At 66.7% G+C, this 20,804-nt stretch carries 16 protein-coding genes and 1 pseudogene; 7 read left to right on the top strand and 10 right to left on the bottom strand.

Annotated elements, in window-relative coordinates; genetic code table 11:
• Window positions 1-8 precede the first annotated feature (8 nt).
• Both QOC76_RS25425 and QOC76_RS25420 read right to left on the bottom strand, forming a co-directional pair.
• A complete protein-coding gene (locus QOC76_RS25425) occupies window positions 9-761 on the bottom strand; it encodes a WXG100 family type VII secretion target (protein WP_526361657.1) in 753 nt (250 codons plus the stop codon).
• Window positions 762-804: 43 nt separating this feature from the next.
• The gene (locus tag QOC76_RS25420) at window positions 805-3,069 is read right to left on the bottom strand and encodes a sensor histidine kinase (protein ID WP_526361655.1); all 2,265 of its coding nucleotides are present in this window, start codon (window positions 3,067-3,069) and stop codon (window positions 805-807) included.
• 235 nt (window positions 3,070-3,304) lie between these two features.
• On the opposite strand from QOC76_RS25420, the gene QOC76_RS25415 reads away from it, so the two are divergent.
• Window positions 3,305-3,982 (top strand): DNA-binding response regulator, encoded by a 678-nt coding sequence (locus QOC76_RS25415; protein WP_526361653.1) that lies wholly within the window; start codon window positions 3,305-3,307, stop codon window positions 3,980-3,982.
• A gap of 7 nt (window positions 3,983-3,989) precedes the next feature.
• On the opposite strand, the gene QOC76_RS25410 is transcribed toward QOC76_RS25415, so the two are convergent.
• Together QOC76_RS25410 and QOC76_RS25405 are read right to left on the bottom strand one after the other, a co-directional pair.
• Window positions 3,990-5,945, bottom strand: a complete 1,956-nt coding sequence (locus QOC76_RS25410) for a DUF7159 family protein (RefSeq protein ID WP_526361651.1) — start codon at window positions 5,943-5,945, stop codon at window positions 3,990-3,992.
• Window positions 5,946-6,158: 213 nt separating this feature from the next.
• The gene (locus QOC76_RS25405; protein WP_526361649.1) at window positions 6,159-6,497 is read right to left on the bottom strand and encodes a hypothetical protein; all 339 of its coding nucleotides are present in this window, start codon (window positions 6,495-6,497) and stop codon (window positions 6,159-6,161) included.
• 159 nt (window positions 6,498-6,656) lie between these two features.
• Here QOC76_RS25405 and QOC76_RS25400 point away from each other — a divergent pair, with 159 nt between their 5' ends.
• The 5 genes from QOC76_RS25400 to QOC76_RS25380 all read left to right on the top strand — a co-directional run bounded on the left by QOC76_RS25400 (window position 6,657) and on the right by QOC76_RS25380 (window position 14,143).
• Window positions 6,657-7,355: an RDD family protein gene (locus QOC76_RS25400; RefSeq protein WP_526361647.1), complete on the top strand. Its 699-nt coding sequence runs from the start codon at window positions 6,657-6,659 to the stop codon at window positions 7,353-7,355.
• Window positions 7,355-11,821: a type VII secretion EssC family protein gene (locus tag QOC76_RS25395; protein ID WP_526361645.1), complete on the top strand. Its 4,467-nt coding sequence runs from the start codon at window positions 7,355-7,357 to the stop codon at window positions 11,819-11,821. The genes QOC76_RS25400 and QOC76_RS25395 overlap by 1 nt, the downstream gene beginning before the upstream one ends.
• 9 nt (window positions 11,822-11,830) lie before the next feature.
• Window positions 11,831-12,097, top strand: coding sequence for a WXG100 family type VII secretion target (locus QOC76_RS25390; protein WP_526361643.1), 267 nt, complete (start codon window positions 11,831-11,833; stop codon window positions 12,095-12,097).
• Between the two features lie 91 nt (window positions 12,098-12,188).
• Complete coding sequence (locus QOC76_RS25385; RefSeq protein WP_526361641.1) at window positions 12,189-13,196, top strand: hypothetical protein; 1,008 nt, start codon at window positions 12,189-12,191, stop codon at window positions 13,194-13,196.
• Between the two features lie 2 nt (window positions 13,197-13,198).
• The gene (locus QOC76_RS25380) at window positions 13,199-14,143 is read left to right on the top strand and encodes a DUF6777 domain-containing protein (RefSeq protein ID WP_526361639.1); all 945 of its coding nucleotides are present in this window, start codon (window positions 13,199-13,201) and stop codon (window positions 14,141-14,143) included.
• On the opposite strand, the gene QOC76_RS25375 is transcribed toward QOC76_RS25380, so the two are convergent.
• The 5 genes from QOC76_RS25375 to QOC76_RS25355 are packed head-to-tail and all read right to left on the bottom strand — an operon-like array spanning window position 14,084 to window position 18,239.
• Window positions 14,084-15,457: a hypothetical protein gene (locus QOC76_RS25375; RefSeq protein ID WP_526361637.1), complete on the bottom strand. Its 1,374-nt coding sequence runs from the start codon at window positions 15,455-15,457 to the stop codon at window positions 14,084-14,086. The genes QOC76_RS25380 and QOC76_RS25375 overlap by 60 nt on opposite strands.
• Entirely contained in the window at window positions 15,454-16,338 is an 885-nt protein-coding gene (locus tag QOC76_RS25370) for a protein phosphatase 2C domain-containing protein (RefSeq protein ID WP_526361635.1), read from the bottom strand. Before QOC76_RS25370 ends, QOC76_RS25375 begins: the two co-directional genes overlap by 4 nt.
• 23 nt (window positions 16,339-16,361) lie before the next feature.
• On the bottom strand, window positions 16,362-17,060 hold the full coding sequence (locus tag QOC76_RS25365; RefSeq protein ID WP_526361633.1) for a vWA domain-containing protein: 699 nt from the start codon (window positions 17,058-17,060) through the stop codon (window positions 16,362-16,364).
• Between the two features lie 51 nt (window positions 17,061-17,111).
• The gene (locus tag QOC76_RS25360; protein ID WP_526361631.1) at window positions 17,112-17,942 is read right to left on the bottom strand and encodes a CHAP domain-containing protein; all 831 of its coding nucleotides are present in this window, start codon (window positions 17,940-17,942) and stop codon (window positions 17,112-17,114) included.
• Between the two features lie 24 nt (window positions 17,943-17,966).
• Complete coding sequence (locus tag QOC76_RS25355) at window positions 17,967-18,239, bottom strand: WXG100 family type VII secretion target (RefSeq protein WP_526361629.1); 273 nt, start codon at window positions 18,237-18,239, stop codon at window positions 17,967-17,969.
• A 263-nt stretch (window positions 18,240-18,502) separates the two neighbouring features.
• Between QOC76_RS25355 and QOC76_RS25350 the strand changes: the two genes are divergently transcribed.
• Window positions 18,503-20,308: a DUF7937 domain-containing protein gene (locus tag QOC76_RS25350; protein ID WP_526361627.1), complete on the top strand. Its 1,806-nt coding sequence runs from the start codon at window positions 18,503-18,505 to the stop codon at window positions 20,306-20,308.
• Window positions 20,309-20,591: 283 nt separating this feature from the next.
• On the opposite strand, the pseudogene QOC76_RS25345 reads toward QOC76_RS25350, so the two are convergent.
• Window positions 20,592-20,804: pseudogene (locus QOC76_RS25345) on the bottom strand (hypothetical protein); the annotation flags it as partial.

Below are 20,804 nucleotides of genomic sequence, written 5' to 3'. Positions count from 1 at the left end.
TATCCGCCTCAGAACCAGTTCGATACGGCCTTGGGAATGTAGTTCACGACAGCGTCGCGAGCTGCATCAAAGGCCCCACCCGGGTTGGACGCGATGAAATGGGCGTTCGACTGGAGGGCCGACGCACTCAAATCCATCTTGGATCCCTCTTTAATCACATCGCCCCATTGCGAGACCGTGACACCACCTAGGTACAGGGGGTTCAGGCTCGGTTTGCCCCCATCCACCTCACGAAGCAGACCCCCGCCGAGGTCGGTAAGCTGCCCACCCGCATCCCTGAGCTTGTCCTCGGGCGCCATATCGGTGTCGGCCGCCAAGCCGACGGCGTCGACCAATGGCACGTATTTCGACAGCGGGGTGTCGTAGAACAGCGTGCTGTTCTGGATCGGCCAGATGGTCGATGAGCCGAGCCACTTATGTGCGGCCACCAACGGATTCGTCCCCGACGACGTCGGCCCGCTGCGGGCACCGCCGGAGACACGTGCCGCGCCCCCGGCCGAACTGACCGTCTCCTGCTCGGATGCGTTGCGCTGCAATGACGCCGACGCCTCGCGCAGCGCACTGACGACACTGCGGACCTTGGCCATGGACTGTCCCTGCCACTGCGACCGGTAGCGCTCAGCGTCGGGGCCGGTCCACGGAGTCGCCGACAGCCGTCCACTGACCTCGCTGCCGATGGCTTCCAGTCGGCTCGCGACTTGATCGAAGGTCTTGGCAAGTGTCCGCATCTGCTCCGGGTCACCACCGAAGTAGCCCGCCAATTGCCCTCCCCCAGTGTCACAGCAACTATCGATTGCGTCGATATTAGCTAGATGCTCGCGTCGAGCGCTGTCGTTTCATCGACCGACATCCGATCAGGAACCACACCGACTCATCGGATGACACGACTTCGATCCCGTCGTCCGCCAGCCTCTTCGAGAGCGCGACGATCCCCGGTGTTTGGGGACAGACGACGCTGGCGGTGACCTCGTCGTCCATCGCGGAGACGACGAGCCGCACCGAGGTTGTCGCCTCCGGAAAAATCGTCGCCAGCTTCTCCACCAGCCCGGAGATGTCCACCCCGTTGAGGTCGGGCAGTTCACCGGCGATATCGACCACCATGTCGACCTGCCGCGCCTCGGCCGCGTCGATCAGCGGACGTACCTGCTGCATCAGCGGGTTGTCGAATGTCGTCGCCTGGTCGAACAACGCTCGGAGTCGCCGTGATTCGGCCCTGGCACGGCGTCGCAGCCCGTCGTCCAGCTCACCTTCATCGCCCAGCTTCTTCAGCAGCGGCACGACGTTGTCGACGAGTTTCGCGTAACGACGTTGGTACTCTGCGCGCAGCGCCTGCGCGACGATATCGCCCAGCACCAAGCGCCTGCGCGCCTGTGTCTCCGACTGAACGTCGGCGGCAGCGTCGCGCATCAGACCGTTGAACATCAACGCGAACAGCTGCACGCTGAGGATGCTCGCGGTGCCGAGTCCGATGTTCACCAGCATCGCCGCTGAGGGATTGGAGACGACCGCCGCCGCCGCGCCTGCGAGCCAGTAGAACGTCAGAACACCGAGACCTGTCCGCGTCGGCAGACCCAGCACCAACGGCAGCACACACCATCCGATCGCACTCTGCGTCCAGTTGTACTGACCGGCAACATGTTCTGCTGACAGTAGGCACGGCTGGATTACCGCCACGGCCAGCAGCGCCGCCGCCGCGACAGGCGCCAACTCCCACCGCTGACGGAGGATCCCGGGCACCGCGCTCAGCGTGCTCACCGCCGCCGCGACACCGAGCACCAGTTGACCGGCCGGATGCCCCGCGCTCATCACGGCGAAGGGGAACGTAACAACGAGATTCGCAATCGCATAGATGGTGATGGCCAGGCCGTAGCGAGTCCGAATCCGGTCGATCAGTCGGTCGGGATCGTCCATCGGCCGATCCGGCATCGCATCGGGTTGTTGGGTTGCCCAACGCAATTCGGTGACGGTGCCAGACCCGGGGGTCGATTCGATCACGACACTGCCGCCGGCGCGCGACATCCGGCCGAGGATCGAGTCCGAGACGCCCCGCCCGCTGCGGAGAGCGGATGGATCGAATCCGACGCCGTCGTCGCGCAGGCCGACCGAGTCCGCCGACACGTCCACCGTCAGCCGGGTCGCCTGAGCGTGCCGGTCGACGTTGTTCATCGCCTCTCTGGCGGCCGCGATCACCGCCTGTGCTGCGTCACCTTTCACCCACACGCGTTGCAATCCGGTGAACTCGACTGGCGTCGTCAGATGCTCGGCGCACTGGCGCAACGCCGACACCAGCTCGACGCGGGTGGGCGGTGCGGTCCACGGCCCCTTGCGCAGCAGCTCCAGATCCCGGCGTGCCTGGGCGGCCAGCCGCCACGGCGGCAACGGTGCGCCCTGTCCGACCATCAACAGCGTCGACGCCGCGGTGTCATGCAGTAGCGCAAGCTGTTCGCGCTCGTAGTCCCTGACCGCCTGGGTGACCTGTTGGTTCACCACGGCTGCTTCGCGGTCGCTGCCGACTCGGTCGACCGCCGAGGCGACACGCAGCAGCATCAGACGGATCAGCCCTGCGGTGATCCACTGCAGGGCGAAGTAGTAGATCGCGCCGATATCCGCGACGTGCTCCCAGCCGGCGACAGCGGCGGCGCCCCATGCGTAGGCGGCGGCGATGACCACGGTCATCAGTAGGCTGATGCGCGCTGGTAGCACCACCGCGAAGCTGATCACCGCGGTTCCCGCGATCGCCTGCGGCGAAGTGTTGTAGGTGTAGAAGTCGGGATCGGTCACCAACGCCGGGATCGCTGCGCAGACCGCCAGCACGAACGCGTAATCGGCGGCGACGAACATCCCGCGGTGCGATCGCGTCGCGACGCGGTACAGCGACCACACCCCGAGCGCGACGAACAGCCACCTGCCTAGCGGTCGCATCGTCGACGCGTGATCGGCCAGGGCGACGACCGACACCACCAGGTTGACGGTGTTTCGCATCAACAGGCCGACGGTCGTCGCCCGCCGCATCAGCTGGCGTTGCGACACGTCGCCCAACGCGGTGCCCGCGCCCGAATGACTAGACATCAGCCCAAACGACCCGCGCGCACTTTGCCGCGCACTGTCTACCCGACGCCTGCCGACGACAAATCGGCCACCCAGGCCAGCCATTTGCTGCGCCGATTGTTACTTTGCCCCCAAGCACGCGCGGCGCTGCAATCGTGGAGATAGCCGGATGAAGACGCCGCTTTTCGGGTAACCCGGCGCCAAACGGGGAAGGATTGGGCGACCGGGTTCGGCAGCGGGAGGAGAACTCGAGGCTATGACATCTGAAGGTGAATCGCGGGCGGCGGCGACGGTGGCCATCATCGATGACCACGACGTGGTGCACGCCGGCGTCGAAGCGTGGTGCGCCGACGCTGATCCGCCGATCAATCTGGTCGGCAGTTTCCTGACGCCGCAGGAATTCTTTGAGCGATATCCGAACATTCCGAATGATGTCGAGGTCGTGTTGCTCGACCTTCAGATTGAGGCCAATCGGCCCGATTTCGCCACCTTGCGGCGGCTGTGCGAGGCGGGACAGCGCGTCATCGTTTATTCGCATCTCACCACCGACGAGGTGATTCTCACCTGCCTGGAGATGGGCGCCGTCACCTACCTCGTGAAGTCCGAGGGCAAGCGGCATCTGATCGACGCGATCCACGCCGCGCAGGCCGGCACTCCTTATATGGGTCCGCGCATGGCCAAGGCGGTGCTCAACGACCGGACCCAGGGCCGCACCAAGCTGTCGGAGCGCGAGAAGGAGGTGCTGGTCGCCTGGTTCCAAACGGAGAGTAAGGAACTCGTCGGCAAGCGCCTTTACATCGCGCCGACCACCGTGCGTACTCATTTGCAGCGCGCGCGGGCCAAGTACGCCGCGGTGGGGCGGCCTGCGCCGACGAAGTCGGCCCTGCTGGCGCGTGCGGTTGAGGACGGCATCCTCAGCCTCAACGACCTCTGACGGTCCGTTACCCGAACGGCAGGAAGGGGATCACCGGCCCCGACCCCGACCCCGTGCCGCTGCCCGAACCTGAGCCGCTGCTCGACCCCGAGTCACTCGGTGTCGAACTTGATCCGCTGTCGGATGGGGCCGACGATGAGCTGCCGCCGCTGCTGCTGCTGCCGCCTCCACCAGGACCACCCAGGAACGGGATCTTGAACGACGGTCCGGAAGGTGCCGGGGCCTGCTCGACCACAGGCGGCGGTGCCTCGACGATCGCCGGCGGCGCCTGCTCGACTATCGGAGCCGGCTGCTCAACCACCTTGGGCTGCTCGACGACCTTGGGCTGCTCGACGACCTTCGGCTGCTCCACGACCTTGGGGGTGCTGTCCGTGATGACGGGCGTCGAGTTCGAGCCGCTGTTCGTCGGCGGTAGGAAGCCGCTGTCCGTCGGCGTTTTGACGCCACCGCCGTCCGTTGACGTCTGGCTGCCCGGCTGGGGAGTCCCACCAGTGCCAGGATTGCCCTGCGAACCGGCGGCCCCTTCGGAGCCCTGATCGTGGGTTTCGGCAATGCCCGGGCACGGCTTATTGGCGCACAACTGGTTGCCATTGTTGCCCGTGACCTGCTCCGGCGTCTGGCCGCCAAGCTGACCAGGACCACTGGTCCGGTCACCCGGGAAGATGTTGATGTTCGGCAGGTTGATCTGCGGCATCGGGATGTTCGGCATCTGGAAGCCCGGCTGACCCGGAACCCCTACTGGGATCGGCTGATCGCCGACCTGCGGTAGCGGACCGGGAATTCCTTCCAACGGCGGTGGGGAGACCTTGTTTCCGTTCTGGATGATGACGGTCCTGACGCCCTGACTTCCGCCGCCGCCCGTCGACACCGCGGTCGCCGCCGGGGGAGGCGCCAGCGCTGGGTCCGCCGGCACCGGCCCTGTCGGTCCGGGGACGATCGCCTGCTGAGGCACGTAGGGCAGCACCTTGTCGTAGGGCGTGCTGACGTACTGATCGCCCGCCTCGGGTGTCGAGTTGGCCGTCGGGCGAATCCCGATGGCCACGGTGACCGCCAGCGCAGCGAATCCGATGACAACGATGCCGGCAATCGAGCTGCCCACCAACAACATTCGCGGGCGCGCCTGCGCGGCGTAGTCCTCTTCGACCTCTTCGAAGTCGTCGTGGGCGGCTGCGCTCAGAGGCGCCATCGCGCTCTGCATCGGAACGTCGCTGTAGTTGGCCGTCTCGATCGGCAACGGCCCGGAATCGGCGGCCTCGGAATACGCCAGCTGCGAACCCATCTGCGGGCTCGCCACGGTGATCGCCGAATCGAACGATGCCAACGTCGGCGCCGCGTGGGCCGCACCCTCGGCGAGCGCGTAGAAGGGGTTGCCCGCAACCACAAGCGGCACCGGCGATTCGGCGCGCAACTGATCAGCGTATGCGGTGATCTCGTCGGTGTTGCCGACCAGATAGATGTCGTCGGCCGAGCCGGGCTCTTCGCGGAGGCGCTCCAGAAGCGTGCGGCATGCGGTCAGGGCGTCAGAACCCGTGATCGGCTCGGCGGCCACCACCGTCGTGGTCACCTCGTCGGCGCCGACGATCGAAAGCGTCGCGGTGTCGTCGTCGACCAGCAGCAGCGCGGAACCCAGGCCCGCCCCGCTCTGAGGAAGGCTGCGCACCAGCGCGGTCGCCGCGTCGGCCTCGGAGACGACCGAGACGCCGCCCACGCCGGCGTTGGTCAGCAACTGCCGCAATTCCTCGGTCATGGCGTCGTCTGACCAGACCACCTGGGTCGAGACGAGCCGGTGACCGCCGGCGGCGAGCCCCTGAGCGGTGCCCGCGATCGTTTCGGTCAGATATTCGGTCGGGTCACCCGCGAGCGGCACCTCAGACCTGTCGATGACGCTGCGGACTCCGTTCGCGCCGATCAGCGCCAACCGCGCAGACGGCCCAGTTACCGCTACCCCCAGAACCGCGTCCACGGGCCCTCCCCTTCGATGAATCCGCACGTCACAGCTACTGCGGACATATGTTGGTGGCGATGTGAAAAACCGCAGGCCGTGGCGTGACCCTGGGCTGAGTGCGACTTCACTTACGTCTCCAGCAGCTAATTAATACCACAGATAATTACACCTTGACTGCCGGACCAATATCGGTCATTCGGTCGACATTCGTGCGGGATTCCGCACGGGCGGTTATCGCACTATGAAGGCGACCAAGATCACCACCACGGCGCCCAGCAAGGCGTAGATGGCGCTGACGACCAGCGCGGCGCTGGCTAACGCCGTCCCGCCCTCCCCCGAGTGCTTGTTCTGCGCTCGCGCCACCAGCGCCATCGGCACGGTTGCCGGCACCAGGAACGGCCCGAACAGCAAGGTCAGCACAAACGACGCCGCGGCTAACGGGTTGGTCCGCGCGGCGGGCGCGTTCGACGTGGCCGGATATTTGGCCGGCACCGCGGCCGCTTGAGTCGTCGGTGCGCCGGCGGTGTAGCCCGCGCCGAATCGGCTCGGCGGCAGCACGGGATTGCCCACAGCCAGCTCCTTGGATTCGAATTCGGACCATCGTCTTGGCGGTTCGACGGCGCGAGCAATCGTACGTTCGATCGACAGCGATTGCCTGCGGTATCGCGTTACCCGGCATAGTGTTTGGTCGCGGAATTCCGGAGGGGATCTGGGAGGGGCGACCACACCGTGACGTCAGCGTCGCCGGCAGGCACCGGCGCAACCTGTGATCAGTGTGGCTCTCCCCTGCGCGAAAACGCCCACTTCTGCGGCGCATGCGGCCGGACGATCACCAACCGGATGACGGCCGCCCGCACGGTCTCCCCGCCGAAGACGGCTGCAGCTCAAGGCTATTCGTCGCCAGCGCCGGTAGCCGTCGACCAAATTGTTCCGGCCGGACAGGCGGTGCGCGCCTGCAGCTTCCTGCTCGATCTTGCGGTCATGGCGAGCCCCGTACTGCCACTGGCCGCCATCGGCGCCATCTTCGGCGTGGCCGAGGTGGTCTACCTCGTGGTTCCGGTCGCGTTTCTCGCCGTGTGGGTCTGGATGCAACTGTGGCAGGGCTTCACCGGGATGTCGTTCGGCAAATCAGTGCTCGGCCTGCGGCTAATTCGCGCGTCGGACCGGCGCGCACCCGGTTATGCGGCCGCGTCGACCCGCAGCCTCGTGTTCGCGGCGACCGCAGGACTTGCCGGGTTGCCTGCCATGCTCAGCACCACCCCCCGCGACGGCGCCCATGACCGCGTCGCGGGCGCCACGCTGATCGACGTCGTCGTCGGCGGCAACCCGCTCGGGCCTCGGCAGCAGACCGCGCTGCGCCGGGGCATCGACCGCGGCCTGAAGACCGTGCATTCGCCGGTGCCCCTTGGAGCGGCAGGACAACGCTGATGCAACTCAAGGTGATCCTTCACAGGGAAGACGGCAGCAAGACCCAGGTGGCAGTGACCGCCGACGCGAGCGCTTCGGTCGGCGACCTCGCGACGGCGCTGGTTGTCGGTGACCCCGAACGAACCAACGGCCGACGGCCAACCAACGCGACGCTGAAACTGGAGCGCAGCGCGTTCGACACCGGCGCGCAGGGCCGGCTGCTCGACCCCGGGCGCAGCCTCATCGAGTCAGGCATCCGGTCCGGGTCGACGGTGCGCGTTGCCGGCGCGGCCCCAGGCGTGGTGCCGCGATCACGGCGGGGCAGGTCCGTCGCCATGCTCAGGGTGCTCGAAGGCCCCGACGCGGGTCGTGAATTCGAGTTAGCCGCAGGCAATTCCGTCATCGGAACGGCCATCACCAGCGACGTGGTACTCACCGACCCGGCGGTCGCCGACGTGCATGCCGCGGTCATCGTCGGCGAGAGCGTTGAAATCTCCAACCTGGCCGGGCCGTCGGGAGTGCTGATCGGCAACCGGCCGACGCAGCGGTCGCTCGTCGGATCCACCGATGTCGTCAGGCTGGGCAACTCGTCGATCGCTGTGCTGCACACTCTGCGGCCCGGCACCGTCCAAAGCGACAACCCCGCCATCGAATTCAACCGGTCACCCCGCGTGGTGACGCGCTTCCCGGAGCGCAAGTACCAGACGCCGCGACCGCCGCAGCGGCCGGAACCGGCGCACCTGCCGGTCGCGTCGATGCTGCTGCCGCTGGTGCTCGGCGCGGTGCTGCTTGTCGTCACCCGCAGCATGCTGGCGGTGGTGTTCATCGCCCTCAGCCCGCTGCTGATGGTCGGCATGTACATCGACACGATGTGGCAGAACAAGAAGAAGTACAAACAGCAGATCGAGCGCTTCGCCGAGGGACAGCGGCAGCTGGCCGCCGACCTCGAGGCCGCACAGCGCGTCGAGCGGGTCGTGCGCCTGAGCGAGACGCCCGCGCTCGACGAGACACTCCAGGCGGCCCACCGGTTGGGCCCGCTGCTGTGGACACATCGACCCGAACATCCCGAATTCCTCACCGCCCGTTTGGGTTTGGGTGATGCACCGTCACGCTGCCTGGTCGAGGTGGCCGAGGATCCCGAGGCCGAGCCGGAATACATCCAGCAGGCCAGGGAGTTGCGTGAGCAGTTCCTCCAGATCAGCGAGGTGCCGATCGTCGCCGACCTCCGCGAGTGCGGCGCGCTGGGTGTCTGCGGGCCGCGCGGGCTGGTCGACGGCGTCGCCCGCGGAATCATCATGCAGTTCGTTGGGTTGCACTCGCCCGCCGAACTCGCCGTCACCGCGTTCAGCTCGCCGCAGACGCACGATTCATGGGAATGGCTGGAATGGCTGCCCCACACCGGATCTGTGCACAGTCCGCTGCCCGGCAACCATCTGACGGAGAGCGCCAACGGTGGTGCCGCCCTGCTGGCGCGGCTGGAGAACCTGGTCAAGCAGCGCACCGAAGATCAGCAGTCCGGGGTGCCCGAGAGCTTCGGCCCGATCGCACAGGATCCGAGTGTGGCGCCGATCGCCGCTGACGCCGGTGACGTGCCCGCCGTCATGGTGCTCGTCGAGGACACCGCGCCCATCGACCGGTCCCGGTTGACCCGGCTCGCCGAGCGCGGCGCCGCGGTCGGGGTGCACGTCGTGTGGGTGGCGACCCAGGTGAGCAGCCTGCCAGCCGCGTGCCGGACATTCGTGTTGGTGGACAACGCAACCGAGGGCTCCACCGTCGGAGAGGTCCGCCACGGCAGGCACACCTTCCCGGTGTCCTGCGAGAGCCTCGACATCGCGGTCGCGAAACAGGTCGCGCTGCTGCTGGCACCGGTGGTGGACGTCGGTGCCGCGGTCGAGGACGAAACCGACCTGCCGCGCTCGGTGAACTACCTCAGCCTCGCAGGAACCGACATCGCCAGCGACGCGAAAGTGGTCTGCCGTCAGTGGATTGCGAACGAGTCTGTCGCGCACCGCGACAACCGGATACCGCCACCGTCGGGGCGGCCCGCGACGCTGCGCGCGCTGGTGGGATCGACGGGATCCGAGGACTTCCACCTGGATCTTCGCGAGCAGGGGCCGCACGCCCTGGTCGGCGGCACGACCGGGTCCGGCAAGAGTGAGTTCCTGCAGACGTGGGTGCTTGGCATGGCCACGGCGCACAGCCCGGACCGGGTCACCTTCTTGCTCGTCGACTACAAGGGCGGTGCCGCCTTCGCCGAATGCGTCCAGCTGCCGCACACCGTCGGCCTTGTCACGGACCTGTCGCCGCACCTGGTGCGCCGGGCGTTGACGTCGCTGCGAGCCGAGCTGCGCCGCCGCGAACATCTACTCAACGTCAAACGCGCCAAAGACTTGATCTCGCTGGAGCAGACGGGCGACCCGGATACCCCGCCGAGCCTGGTCATCATCGTCGACGAGTTCGCCGCGTTGGCCACCGAAGTGCCCGAGTTCGTGGACGGGGTCATTGACGTCGCGCAACGCGGCCGCTCGTTGGGGCTGCATCTGATTCTGGCCACACAGCGGCCCGCAGGCGTGATCAAGGACAATCTGCGGGCCAACACCAATCTACGAATCGCGTTGCGTCTCAATGATGCCGATGACTCCCTCGACGTCATCGACGAACGCCTGGCCGCGCACTTCCCGCCCGAGATTCCTGGGCGGGCGGCGGCGAAGACCGGACCCGGTCGTCTGACGACATTCCAGTCCGGGTATGTCGGCGGCTGGTCGGGTGACGGGCCCGAAGTCACGCCGATCGACATCTGCGAGTTCGCGTTCGGCCGACGCCGCTCATGGAACCCCGACGTCGCCGTGGGCCGCGCCGCAAGCCTGACCTCCGGCCCGACCGACATCACGCGCATCGTCGCGAACGTCGGCGCGGCCGCGACCACGCTGCGCATCCCGCCGCCGCGCAAGCCGTGGCTGCCGCCTCTGCGTCAGGCCTATGCGCTTGAGGCGATGACCTCCTACGTGCGCAACAACGAACTGGTGATCGGCTCCAGCGACGTTCCGGGAGAGCAGGCGCAACCGATCGGCACATACGCACCTGATCGCGACGGGAACATGGCCATCATCGGCACCGGCGGCTCCGGCAAGTCGACTGCCCTACGCACGCTGGCGATCTCGGCGGCGCTCGCTCCCGGCGATGGGCCCGTGCATGTCTACGGGTTCGACTTCGCGTCGGGCAGCCTCGACATGCTCTCGGGCCTGCCGCATGTCGCGGCGATCGTCGACGGCGACGACGACGAGCGCGTCGGGCGGGCGCTGCGACGGCTCACGGCCATCCTGGAGGAGCGCACCAAGAAGTTCGCGCGGGTGCGGGCGTCGAACATCTCCGACTACCGGCGACTCGGCGAGCCAACAGAGCCGCGCATCCTTCTGCTCGTCGACGGAATCGGCGCCTTCCGAGATGCGTACGAACATGTCACGCACACACCCTATTTCGGCATGTTCAGCCAGCTGGCCTCGGATGGCCGTCAGCTGGGGATCCACGTCGTCGTCACCGGGGACAGGCCCGGTGCGCTGTCGTCGTCGCTGGCATCGACGATCCAGCGTCGGCTGGTGTTGCGGTTGGCCACCGACGACGACTATCTGATCGCGGGCGTGCCCGCCGATATCCTGTCGGCCGCCTCGCCCCAGGGCCGCGGCATCATGGACGGCCAGGAGATCCAGGTCGCCGTGTTCGGTGGGGATCCGAACGTCGCCGTGCAGGGTCGCGCCATCGATGCGCTCGCAAGCTCGATGCGCGAAAAGGGTTTCCCTGCGCCCGAACGCATTGCACGGCTCGGGGAGCGCATCGCACTGGACTCGCTGCCCGCCAGCGTCGCCAGTGGGATGGTGATCGGTGTCGGCGACGAGACGCTCGACCCCATCGGCATTGCCCCGCAAGGCGTGCTGATGGTGACCGGGCCGCCGGGCAGCGGCCGCAGCACCACTCTGCTGACGCTTGCCCAGGCGATGCGCCGGCACAATCCCGGCACCCGCATCGTGTACCTTGCGCCCGTGGCGTCGACGCTCACCGGGCTCGGCGACTGGAGCGCCAGCGCGATCGGGGCGAGTGCGGTGTTCGACCTCGCGAACGACCTGATGACGAGCGTCAACAACGGCGGCACCGACGGCACGAACCTGTTGGTGCTGATCGAGTCGCTGACCGATTTTGCGAGCACTGAGGCCGAGGCCGAGGTCGCGCGGATGGTGAAGACCCTGTCCGACGCTTCGGCTTTCGTCGTCGGCGAGTCGGAAGTGTCGACGTGGAATCAGGCCTTTTTGCTGGCGCAGCCTTTTAAGTCCGCGCGCCGCGGGCTCGTGCTGTCGCCGGACGGAATGGAGACAGACAGCCTGCTGAACACGTCGATCGGGCAGGTACGCCGCCGCGACTTCCCGCCCGGCCGTGGAGTTCTCGTCGACAAGGGCAAGGGGACCTGGCTGCAGGTCGCCCAGCCGACGCTGTAGGAGCTAGTGGTGGCGTATTTCGGACAGGATGTCGAGCAGGTGCAGCAGCTGGCCAGCCAGCTCAACACGCGCGCCGACGACATTCAGCGACTGGTCTCGCAGCTCTCGTCGACCGTCGACGCCGTGGACTGGCAGGGGCCGGACGCGGAGCGCTTCCGGTCGGAGTGGCAGGGGCAGCATCGGACGGCGCTGAATGCCGTCGTCTCTGCCTTGCACGACGCATCACAGTCTGCGCGGCGCAGCGCGCAGGACCAGCAGACCGCGAGCGGGCGATGACGGCATGGCTCTCGAGTTGCCCGCACGCTGGCGGTCTCGGTATCCGGTTACGTGTGAGGTGACTGATGGCTGAGTTGAAGGTGTGGTCCTGATGGCTTATTACGGTGCCGATCCCGGACAGCTGCGTGCACTGGCAGCGCAATTCAGCAAGGGCGCAGCGGTTCTCGAGTCGCATGCGCAGACGCTGCACTCGATGATCGGGTCGTCGACGAACTGGCAGGGTCCCGATGCCGAGCGGTTCCGCTCGCAGTGGACGGGACGCGACTTTAAAGCAATGTCGGCAGCCATCACGATGCTGCGCAGCAGCGCACAGGATTTGAAACGCAACGCCGACGAGCAGGAAGGCGTCAGCAGCGAGAGCAGAAGCAGCGGCGGCGGTTACGCGGCCGACCTCATCGGACGCAGAGACAACGACGGCGTCCAGGATGGCATTCGCATCGATAAAGTTGTTGGCCCGGATGGCAAGACGCGACTGATCGTGTACCTCGAGGGAACCAAAGAGGCCGACCGGCTGTCAGAGGTCCGCAACTTGGACGCGATCAAGGGAAAGCCGGACCATTACCTCACCGACAAAATCAGCGAGGCGCTCAAAAGTACTCCCGACGGCAAGAACACTGAAATCATGCTCGTCGGCTTCAGCCAAGGCGGCATGGATGCGCAGAACATCGCCGCCCACTCAGGCGACTGCGGCTATAAGGTGACGAACCTGGTGACGTATGGGTCGCCGATCATACAACCGGACAACCCTAATATTGGCACTGTGCACATGCGCGCTACTGGCGATAACGTGCCCGGTTTGGGATCAGGCGGGGCAGCTACCAATGCGGCCATCGACATAGTGACTCGACCGCCTGGCGCCGGAACCGCTGCGGCGCTTGCTGACTCGGTCGACTACGTGGCCAGAACAGCAGATCCCTCCGACTATGTCTTCGAGTACAACCCGGACATCCCCTCCAAGGACCAATGGTTGGGCAACCACGCCCGTGACACTTACCTCCCAGTCGCCAACGCCTTCGACAACTCAACTGATCCTCGTTTTACCGAGGTCAGGGACAGCATGAAGAAGTTCGACGGCACAGTCACGCGCACGAACGGGTGATAGTGACCGACCAGCTGTCGACCACCTGGTCCGACCCGAACCCGCCCACGCCCACAGACCCGCGCGTCAAGACGGTCCTCACCATTGCGGGCGCGATACTGACCCTCGTCGTCATCGCCACGCTGGTGATCGTCGTGATCTCCAAGCGCGACACCATCTTCAGCAAGTCGCAGGACAACGAAGTCGCGCTCACCGCGGCCAACATCGCCGGTGCCGACGCTTTCACCGCGCCGATGATCCTCGGACGGTCCGCAGTGTCGGAGACCGCAGCCGCCGCGATTCAGACCGCCACCGGGCAACTGCCCGCATCTCCCGATCGTGGTGTCCGCCTGGTCTCGGGCTCCCGGCCCGGCTTGTACGGCGCACCCCCGGACGGCAACGTCTGCGACCCCGCCGCCCTGGCCAACTATCTCGCCGCCCGTCCGGCCACCGCGTCGGCGTGGGCGGGCGCTCTCGGCACGCGCAGCGAGCAGATCCCGCCATATCTGAACACCCTCACCCCGGTCGTGCTGACCGTCGACACCTGGGTCACCTCGAACCGGAACTCCAATCAGCAGGCCGTGCCGTATCAGGCTGTGCTGCAAGCCGGCACCGCGGTTCTGGTCGACCAGGCCGGAGTCCCCCGCGTGCACTGCATGAGCGGCAACCCGCTGCGACCGCCCGCCAACGTCAACTTCGAGAAGCTCAAAGTCAAGGGCGCGGCCTGGCCCGGCTACGAACCCCAATACGTCGTCGCGGTGTCCTATACCGATGCGCCCGCGTCGTTCACCGATCCGGTCCCCACAGCGCCTATGACGGAGCTCCGTTTGGTCAACCTCGCCACCGGCGAGGAGCTGGTTCGCCCGGCGGGCGGCACCATCGTGCTGCCGCCCGGCTCTCCCGCGGTGCTATTCGATTCCATTACCATGAACGCTCCACCAGCCGGCGACGGAGCCCCCCGGCGGTGACGCCCCGAATGTCGTTGCGCCGCTGAGCAATGCCCAGACGATGAAGATCGTCAGCGCCACGACGATCAACACCACCCCTGCGATAGCCGCGACGAGCACATTCGTGCTCACCCCAAACGGATTTTCATGCTGCTTCTGCGGCACTCGTCCGGTCGTCGACACGCGTCCCGTGGACGACCCCTGCGCCAGCGGCACGGGATCTGTCGTGGGACGCGTGCGAGCGCGCTGGGGTCCCGTGGCCCCCGACCGTAGCCTGCGAGCCTGACGTTCGTCGTCGACGGAGCACCACGGACAGACCGCACACCCGATCGGGATCTCGTGCGCCAGCCGCGGGCAGGACGTGAGCCGAATCCCCGACAACGCCCGCCGCCATTCCGAGGCCGTCGGGCGCGCACTCGGGTCGTGAACACCGATGGTGAACGCGCGACCAAAAAGCTGCTGAATGTCATTGGGCAGGAACGAAATCAACGGGGCCAACGGATGCGTGTGCAACAGCGACGACGGACCACCCGCCCAGTGAGCGGTCTTCGCCAACGACATCGCGTCGGGCTGGTCTCCCTCACCGACCCATGTGCCACGCATGAATGGGTGGTTGCCCGCCATCAGCAGCAGATGGATGTGCACCGCCAACGCGAACAGATCGGACGGCTTCTCCCTCGGCGTCACCCGCAGATCGACCCCGGCCAGCTCCGGCGCGGTGAACTCCGGGCGACCCACCCCACAGAGGAAACGCTGACCCGAACGGTCCGTGAATTGCATTGAGTCGCAGTCGACCAACGTCACCTCGGTGGTGTTGGCGACCAGGATGTTGCGTTCCTGGAAGTCGCCGATCACCGCGTCGACGCGGTGCACCACCTCCACCGCAAGACACAGATTAGCCGCGACGTTGAGCAGGTGGCCCCACGTCGCGCTCCTGATCCACTGCGGCGCGTTCGGCGGCGGGTCGAGCCGATCCGACGGGTTGCTCATCGTGTGGATCTCGACCGCCGTGGCGGTGTCGACCCTCGGCATCACGTAGCCGATCGGTCCACGCTCGTCGGCAACGGTGTGCAACGGCCACGTCAACACGACGAATCCGTTGGGCTGTGTGGCCCCCGGCGGCGCAGACTGTGTCATCGCGCTCACCTTGCCGAGCTTCGTCCTGAGATCGCTCAGCGTCGGGTGGAAGATCTTGGCGACCCATGCCGGATTGCTGCCGACCTCGAAGATCGTGCCCTCGCCCGCCGGCTTGCCGAGCATCCGCCCCAACGTAACGGGCGCACCGGTGTCGAGGCGAAGTCGCTGCGGCGCAACAGGAGTCGACCCCGTCGTCATTTGCGGCGCCTCCCGAACAGCCGGCGGCGACGGCCCTCATCGGGAAGCGGATCCGTCGCCGATTCGGACGGATGCGCGGGCTCAGGCACCGACCAGCCCCGCGGCGGGGCACTGCAACTCACGATCGGGCGCGTCGGGTCCGAAGGCGGCGCCTGGTGGTCGCCCTTGGCACCCGAGGCCACGAGCACCATCGTTTTGTCGTCCCCCGTCTGGTCGTCCTCGATGCCTCGCAGCAGCGCGGCGAACTTGTCGGCGCTGGCGCCCGACCGGACGTGCTGCCACGATCCGCGGAAGAACGGCTCGTAGGCCTCGCCCGTCGCGACATTGGTGATCTTGTAGCTCATCCCGTCGGTGCTGAGCGCGAATGCCGTCACCGAAAGCTGGGTCGCGGTCCGATACGACTCCTCGAACGCATCGTCGGACTGCAGGAACCACGTCGAATTGGCGTAGTCGCTCTTGGGCTCGATGAGCAGAGTCTCGACGCGGCCGTCGTTCTCGGTGGCGATGATGCCGTCGCCGATCTGGCCGAAGACGGCGTGGTCGCGGCCCGCCAGCGCGACGCACAACGTCGTCGACAATCGCGAAACATCCACCCGCATCGCGTCGGCATGTTCAGAGACTCGCTTGGCCGCGCAGTCGAACAGCCATCGCATCAAGGTCTCGCCGTGTTCGGCAGGCGTCGCCTGAAAGTCCTGCACGAAGCGAGGCTGCAACGCGTCGGTCAGGATGCTCTGGCACGCCGCGTACGAGCCCCACGCCGATGTGCCACTGACAGACCCCGCCCCGTCGGCCACCGCGGCGACGACGAAGTCACCGACGATGCCGTACCCGTACGCGTCGTCGCATCCGAGTCCGCGACGCTCGTGCTCGGACCCCGTCACCGAAGCGCCACAGGCCAACCACGTCACGCGCTGGTCCAGCCGGCCACCGACGGCAGCTGAACCGCATCGTGCATCGCGCCGAGCGCCTCGTCGTTGCGCGCGAACTCCTGCGAGTTGGACACGTTGCTCAGGGAGGCGGACAGCCATTCGAAGAGCTCTTCGTATTTCAAGCCGTCCAGCGGTGCTGGTGTGCGCTGCAACGACAGCCGCGCCAGTTGCTGATAGTCCACCTTGGGCCCCGCCCCGACAGGGAAAACCGTTACCCCACGGGCGCTTTCGGCCGCGTTCAGCCGTGCCACCGCCTCGTCGAAGCCGTCGATGTTCGGCTTGCCGTCGGTTAGGACGAGGATCCACGGCCGGTAGTACTGCAGGCCTGCGGCCTTGTATGCGTACTTGCGGTCCTCGATGATGTCCAGCGTCAGGTGAATGCCCGCCGACATGTTCGTGGTGCCCGACGCCGTGAACCGCGCGGGCTGCAGTGACCGCGCCTCCTGCATCGGCACCAGGACGGTGGCCACCGTCCCGAACGTCACCACCGCGACCTCGACGCGCTTGCTGGCCAGCGTCTCGTTGCGCAGATAGTGCGTGAACGCGGCGAAGCCTCGCTCCAGCGCCGCGATGGGCTCGCCCTGCATCGATCCCGACACGTCGACGAGGACGACGCAGGCGACCCTGGGGTCGGGGTTCTCGTCGTTGACTTCGACCGACCAGAACTCGGACAAAGGCCCCCTCTTTCACCGCGCTTTCGGTTGCTTCGGTCGATCCCCTCAGGCCTAGACCTTGGCGTCCTTCGGCCGAAGATATCCGAGCACGGTGACGCCGGTGCCTTTCTCGCCCAACGTGTGCGGACGCACGGTGGCTGGGTCGTTCGCGTCGACCCCGTCCCACCACGAGTAGTTCTGCTCGAGCGCCTTGTACTGGCCGTTCGTGCCGACCTCGGTCACCACCGCCACGTGTCCGTAGCCACTGGGATCGTTGGATCCGTAGACGATGACGTCGCCGGGCTGCGGCGAGCCTTGACTTGCCGCGATCCGGTCGTAGTACGGCGAGAGACCGTTGTGGTCGAAGTCGGTGTAGATGGCCGATGCCTTGATGCTGGTATGCGCCGTGCTGTCGGGTGCGCCGGTCACGTCGTGGTTGTACTGACGGAACACGTCGAAGCACTGGGCACCGAAGGCGCCGTCGTAGTCGATCTTCTGGTTGCCCCACTTCGAGACGAACTTGTCGACGGCCGCCCCGTTGCCGCCGGCATGGCCATTGGAGTTCGCCTTGACTGCCGCGGTCGCACCACCCGCAGCGACGGCGGCACCGGCCAACGCCGCACCCGCGCCGCCGCCCGAACTCACCTGCCGCTGCTCGGACGCGTTGTTCAGCGCCGACTGGCCGAGCCCGTCGATCTGCTGCTGAGCAGCCGTCAGCATCTTGCGGTGCTCCGGCCACCACTGGTGGACAAACCTTTGCGCGTCGGGCCCGTCCCAGACCGACGGGAGTCCGTTGACCAGCCGATCAAGCTGGGTGACGAGGCTGCCGAGCTGCGAAGCCTGGCTCTTGAGCTGCCGACCGGACTGCTCGACGAGGTCGGCATCCATGCCCATGCGTGCCATGAGCTGAATCCCTCCGCGCGGCGGTCAGCGCTGCGAGACGGAGCGCTGCTCGGAGGCGTTGTTGATCGCCGACTGGCCGAGCCCGTCGATTTCCTGCTGAGCAGCGGTCAGCGAGCGCTTGTGCTGCGGCCACCACTCATGGACGAACCGCTGCGCATCCTGGCCGTCCCAGATGGAGCTGAGGCCGTTGACCGTGCGATCGATCTGCGAGACCAGGTTGCCGATCTGGGAAGCCTGGCTCTTCAGCTGACGGCCGGCCTGTTCAACCTGGTCAACGTCCATCCCCATGCGTGCCATTGCGAACTCCTTTATTGACGCCGTGTAGTCGGTTTGCTGACATTAGGCCACATCTTGCCCGGATCGTCAGGTGATCCACGAAGTTGTCGCCGTGGCGAAGATCATCTCCAGACAAGTGCCTGTTCGCTATCCGTCGTTCGAACGACATGCCAGGGTGGGGCGTAGTTCGAACGGACGATTATCGGGCGGACCGGTAGTGAAGTACTTTCGGCTGTTGTTAACTATGCGCACAACAGATGAGTGACACCGCAGGGAGATCGTAAGTGAGTCAAGGTCAAACCTCTTCGGCCCAGCGCTGGAACATCGGGCGCGACGTGTGCGCGGGCATCTTGCTCGTCATCGCGGCACTGCTGCCATGGAGCATCCACTTCGGGGTCGGTGTTCCCGGGAGCAACGGCCTGGTGTTCGCGTTGCTGCTCCTCGCCACGCTGGTGTCCTTGGCGTCCATCGTCGTCACCTACGTCGGACCCTGGTGGTCTATTGGCGGGGATCTCCAACGGCCGGAACTCGTTAAGTTCCGGCTCGGGCTTAATGCCCCGTATCTGATCCTCGTCCTGGCGTTCGTCGCGTTCACGCTCTTCGACGCTGTCCGCTACGGCGGCAGCACCACGCTGCCGTCCGGTATCGGCCCCGGCGCGTGGTTCGGTTTGGCCGGCACGGTGCTGGCCGCCCAGCCTCCGATCACCGACTCGCCGTCCGACGAACAGCGGATGGTCCCCTGGACCAAGGCGGTGCGTGCCGTCGGCTTGGTGGCGATCGTGCTGGCGGGCGTCGCGGTGATCTTCAACCTGTACTGGCGCACGCGCTACGTGCTGCCTGGAGGCGACGCACCATTCGGCAGCCAGAACGTGGTGATCATCGCCAGCACCCTGGTATACGGCGTGCTTGCGCTGGTCGCCGTCGTCGTGGCGACCCGCTGGCTCCTCCGTGACACCGACGAGTCCCGGCTTGCGCTCATCACTCTCGGCGCTTCGACTCTCGTTGCCGGGCTGATCGTGTGGATCCTGCCGGTCGGCCGCGAACTCGACGCCTACCACGGCATCGCGGAGAACACGTCCACCGCCGGCGTCGGGTTCGAGGGGTATCTGGCGTGGGTGGCGGCGGCCGCGATCTTCGGTCCGACAACGCTGCGCGTGACCACCGGGTCGGTGTTCGACAGGCCCGCATGGCGTGAGGCGGCCCGAAAGGGCCTGTTGCTCATCGCCATATGGTGCGGCGGTTCGGCGGTGTGCCGGATCATGGATCTGGTCGTCACGGCGACGCTGAACCTGCCGTTCTCGCCGTACGACAGCATGACGCTGATGGCGTTCGATCTGGTCGCGGCCGCGCTCGCGATCTGGCTGCGCCTCAACCTCAAGAACACCGCGATTCCGTCGAACGTGCTGACGGCGCTGAGCGGCGTGCTGTTGGCAGTTACATTGTCGCGCATCGTGATTGGTCTTGTTCTCGCCCCCCGAATCGCCGGTGCGGTGCTCGTCGATAGCCCGGTGTACGGCAATACGCTGGCCCAGCAGCTCACCGGGACGATCGACGTGTTGTTGTGCGGCGTCGCGCTCGCCATCCTTGCGGTGGTTCTGCTGACCGGTCAGCGCAGCGCGCCCGCCAAGCGTCCGCAGCCTGCGCGTGCGCAGGTGCAGTCGTGGACAGCCGCGCCCGCACCGGCGATCCCCACACCGGCGCAGCCGAAACCGGCCGCGACGCCAATGATTCACCGCAGGCAGGCCGACGCCACCGCGCGGATCAACACCGGGTCCGAGGACGCCACCCAGAAGTTCTCGCCCGCTGCGGCCGCCGCCAGCACCGCGCCGCGGATCCATCGCAGTTCCAGCGACGCCACCGAACAGATCGCCTCGGCGGCCGAGGAAGATCAGACCCAGCAGATCGGTTTGGCGGGTGCGGCGGATCAGACGCAACAGATCGCCTCGGCCGCTCCCGCGGCCCCCAAGATCTTCCGGCCATTGGAGGAGTCGTCGCAGCGGTTCGCTGCCGGCACGACCTACGGTGGCGCGGGTGGCAAGCACCGCGTCGACCAAACCACGACACCGGATGATTCGTTCGACACTCAGTAAGCGGTAACCGAGGTCGACGACCCCGACGCCGAGTGGGAGCTGCGCCGACAGGTTCGGCAGCCGGCGGCACCACCATGCCGAGGAACGTGACCGGGCCGCGGACCTACAGCTGCGATAGCCGCTCACCATTACGAGCCACGGGGTCGACGCGCGTCATCGCACTCGTCTTCGCGTCGAAACCCGTTGCGGACACAGCACATGGCACTCGTACGTCAATTCGCGCGCGTGCGCACACTACCCAGCGTAATCGCCTCGATCGGCTGCCGACTCAGGTTCACGAGCATCACGCCGCCACCCAATAGCCCGAGTCGGCCACCGCACGGTAGGTGCCGACAACGGTGTCGGCGAGGTCGGTCGCCGCGTCGCCGATCAGGTCGAGCGCATACTCGTCGAACACCTGGCCGCTCGAGGCGGACGAACCGATCAGCGCCAGACGCGCCACCCGTCCGGTGACCGCCACCCCGAGGACTACGTCCACAGGTTCACTCCTTGCCTC

Source organism: Mycobacterium sp. (genome assembly GCF_032159565.1).
GTDB lineage: Bacteria > Actinomycetota > Actinomycetes > Mycobacteriales > Mycobacteriaceae > Mycobacterium.
Note: the sequence above shows the minus strand (reverse complement) of the source record. Positions and strands in the feature narration are given on the sequence as shown.

Bases quoted from the DNA above. Each gene is read 5' to 3' on its own strand.
- QOC76_RS25420 (WP_526361655.1), bottom strand. From the start codon at position 3,069: ATGTCTAGTCATTCGGGCGCGGGCACCGCGTTGGGCGACGTGTCGCAA.
- QOC76_RS25415 (WP_526361653.1), top strand. From the start codon at position 3,305: ATGACATCTGAAGGTGAATCGCGGGCGGCGGCGACGGTGGCCATCATC.
- QOC76_RS25395 (WP_526361645.1), top strand. From the start codon at position 7,355: ATGCAACTCAAGGTGATCCTTCACAGGGAAGACGGCAGCAAGACCCAG.
- QOC76_RS25385 (WP_526361641.1), top strand. From the start codon at position 12,189: ATGGCTTATTACGGTGCCGATCCCGGACAGCTGCGTGCACTGGCAGCG.
- QOC76_RS25375 (WP_526361637.1), bottom strand. From the start codon at position 15,457: ATGACGACGGGGTCGACTCCTGTTGCGCCGCAGCGACTTCGCCTCGAC.
- QOC76_RS25360 (WP_526361631.1), bottom strand. From the start codon at position 17,942: ATGGCACGCATGGGCATGGATGCCGACCTCGTCGAGCAGTCCGGTCGG.
- QOC76_RS25355 (WP_526361629.1), bottom strand. From the start codon at position 18,239: ATGGCACGCATGGGGATGGACGTTGACCAGGTTGAACAGGCCGGCCGT.